The organism is Vibrio genomosp. F10 str. 9ZD137, assembly GCF_049974785.1.
In the GTDB taxonomy this organism is placed as follows: domain Bacteria; phylum Pseudomonadota; class Gammaproteobacteria; order Enterobacterales; family Vibrionaceae; genus Vibrio.
In genome coordinates this window covers 1-2,937 of sequence record NZ_JBNGCJ010000796.1, presented here as the reverse complement: position 1 = coordinate 2,937, position 2,937 = coordinate 1, and the positions used below count along the sequence as shown (strand labels likewise).

The 2,937-nt window shown below is 40.5% G+C and carries 3 protein-coding genes; all 3 read left to right on the top strand.

What is annotated here, in order from left to right; genetic code table 11:
- Positions 1–725 (top strand): helix-hairpin-helix domain-containing protein (locus ACP45E_RS18425; RefSeq protein WP_241824339.1); only part of this gene is annotated, 725 nt, incomplete at its 5' end.
- Positions 726–1,267: 542 nt separating this feature from the next.
- Positions 1,268–2,365: a porin gene (locus tag ACP45E_RS18420; protein WP_017038834.1), complete on the top strand. Its 1,098-nt coding sequence runs from the start codon at positions 1,268–1,270 to the stop codon at positions 2,363–2,365.
- 81 nt (positions 2,366–2,446) lie between these two features.
- Positions 2,447–2,937: YccT family protein (locus ACP45E_RS18415; RefSeq protein ID WP_017038833.1), on the top strand; the 491-nt coding region annotated here is incomplete at its 3' end.

The following is a 2,937-nucleotide window of genomic DNA, read 5'->3' as shown; positions in this document are numbered from 1 at the left end:
TTGTTTGCCAAGCTCAACGCAAAGAAGCCTTTAAGCATTTTGTTTCGCGTAAAGCTTTGGATGTGGATGGCTTAGGCGTAAAAGTGATAGAGCAGCTGGTCGATAAAGAGATGGTCTCGACGCCAGCAGATTTATTTAAACTGTCTGCGGGTGTTTTGACGGTTCTGGATCGCATGGGGCCTAAATCGGCACAAAATATAGTGTCTGCCCTTAACAAAGCCAAAGAAACTACGCTTGCGCGATTTATCTACTCTTTAGGTATACGAGAAGTGGGTGAAGCAACCGCTAATAATTTAGCGCAGCATTTTTTGACCTTAGAGGCGATACAAGTGGCGACTCACGAGCAGCTGCTTGACGTTTCCGATATCGGTGAAATAGTTGCCGCGCACATCACCACCTTTTTTGCGCAAGAGAAAAATGTCAATATCATCTTAGATTTGATTGATCAGGGGGTTCATTGGCCAGACCTTTCACGGCTTCAAGACAGTTCTTTACCAAAGCCTCTAGAAGGTAAAGTTGTGGTATTGACGGGCTCCCTTTCTCAATTAACTCGAAGTGAAGCGAAAGAAGCATTGCAAAAGCTCGGCGCTAAAGTGACGGGCAGTGTATCGAAAAAAACCGATATGTTGTTTGCGGGCAGCGCAGCAGGGTCTAAGTTGGCCAAAGCGGAAGAACTGGGTATTGAAGTGAGAACGGAACAAGATTTGGTCGATTTAATTCCTTAGTCCTCTTTACTAAGCTGATAAAAATAACTAAAAACCCCAAAAAAAGGCACAAATCGATAAGGTTGGTGCCTTTTTTTATGATCGAAATATAGTCTTGGGAATTGTGGCTAACAACAAAAATAAAATAGAGTGATGTTGTTCAAATTATTAATTATAGACTGGTTTGATGCTAAAACTATGCGATCCACTTCAAGTAAATATGGGGCTAGTTTTGTTTAAGTCCTTGTTTTTTAAGTGTTTGATTTTGTTTTGGTAAAGTTCATTTTATTTATACGATCTTGATCACTAACTAGAGTAAAGTTTGGCCTGGCTCATATTTTTTTAGATAAAAATTAAGTTCTCGTTGATATTTTTTGATGCAAAGTTAGTCTGTAACTCATGGATGCACGATGTGTATGCAGGAAATAAGAAAATCAAAAATTAAGGTTAAAAGATTAATGTTAATTTAGATTTTCGACATAGGAATTGTTTTCTCCCTTCGGCGGCCAACTTAAGGTGAGAAATATAAAATAGCTATATATCCATTTTTTAGGAGTTTTTCCATGGACAACAAAATGTTTAAACGTACTTTACTAGGTGCAGCAGTTTCTCTAGCTGCAGTATCTGGCTCAGCTAACGCTGCAATCGAATTAGCGGGTCAAGCTGTTCAAGTTTATGGCCAAGCGGCTGGTGGTGTTCAGCTTTGGTCTCCAAGCGGAGAAGGTAAAGACAACACAGTAGTTGTTGATATTGAATCTCGTATCGGCTTCCGTGGTGTAGTTGAGTTCGATGATTTTGCTCCAGATTTCGTGTGGCAGATTGAAGGTCAGAATGCTAACAATAGTACAAATGGAGGCCAATTTGGTGCTCGTGATACATACATTGGTTTCGCATTTGATGGATTAGGTTCATTCAAATTTGGTCGTCAGCTAGTTGCTGCATACAACTACGTCGATTGGCCACACTCAAACCCTGGCCTAGGTAACGTTTTTGATTGGCACAATGCGATTGACGCATCTTACGTTGACCGTACAGATAACAATCTTCGTTTTGATTCAGTGTCATTTGGTGGTTTCAATATTCAAGCAACACTAAGTGGAATGGGTTCAACAACAGATGCACTAGTATCAAGTGTTGGTGCTTCTTTCTCTAGAGATTCATTTAGCATCCACGGTGGTTACTACCACCAAGGAGAGTATGACACCTCTGGTACTAACGATTCTCCAATTATCAAGAACCCAACTACTGGTGATTACGAGATCAACAAAGACTTCGGCGCAGCTGTGTTAGGTAAAGGCGGTGATGTTTCTTACGCTATCGTTGGTGGTTCAGCTTACTTAGGTGACGTGACGTTAACAGCTGCATTCAAAAACATGCAAAACAACCGCACTGACGATTCACAAGATGCATTCTCAGCGACAGCTCAGTATGTGATCGGTGGTCAGTGGGTTCTAAAAGCGGGTTACGCAGCAACTTCTGAGTCAGATAAGAAAATCAAGTCTAAAGGTGCGGACGATAGCTCTACAGCAATTACTGGTCGTCTAGGTTACTTGCTTCCAAGTACTTACCTATACGCAGATGTACGTAACTACGATATGTTAGGTGACACTAAAGGCGATGATGGCACACGCTTCATCGTTGGCGCAGAATACTACTTCTAATCAGTTACATAGCTAGCAGTATTATGTAGTATAAACGAGCATCTAGATTAGATGCTCGTTTTCATTTAAAGGAGAATATAAATGAAAGTAATGAATAGAATGTTAGTTGTTGGTGCCATGATTACTTCATTCGCTCCTATGGCTGCCGTTGATGTAACCATTGATAGAAACATATCTGCAGTGATAGCCAATGGTGAAGAAGTTGGATTCTTTGTATTAAAGAAAAGTACATTCGAGTATGAGAATGGGCAAAATCAAATTGTTGTTAGAGCTGCCCAACTTGTCGATAAACAGGGAGAAAAAGAAAAGTTTAATTCACACCCTGTTGTTATCACATTTGATGCTGCAGATACGACTTTGAAAATTGATATAGAATCTGACATCACTCGAGTAGAGCACGCAGAAGCATTCAATAAAGATCCACGTTTTGTAGTGACGGATAAATCCGGTAAAGAGATTAAAGTAAAGCAAGATATACTGCCTGCATCGAGCGGTATTTCTCGCGATTATGTCAAAGAATTAGCTCGATATAACTCGAAGCATTCTATTGAAGGCATGGCGGTAGCGGCAAC

What these genes read in the sequence shown, in the direction of transcription:
- ACP45E_RS18420 (WP_017038834.1), top strand. Translation starts at nt 1,268, where the DNA reads ATGGACAACAAAATGTTTAAACGTACTTTACTAGGTGCAGCAGTTTCT.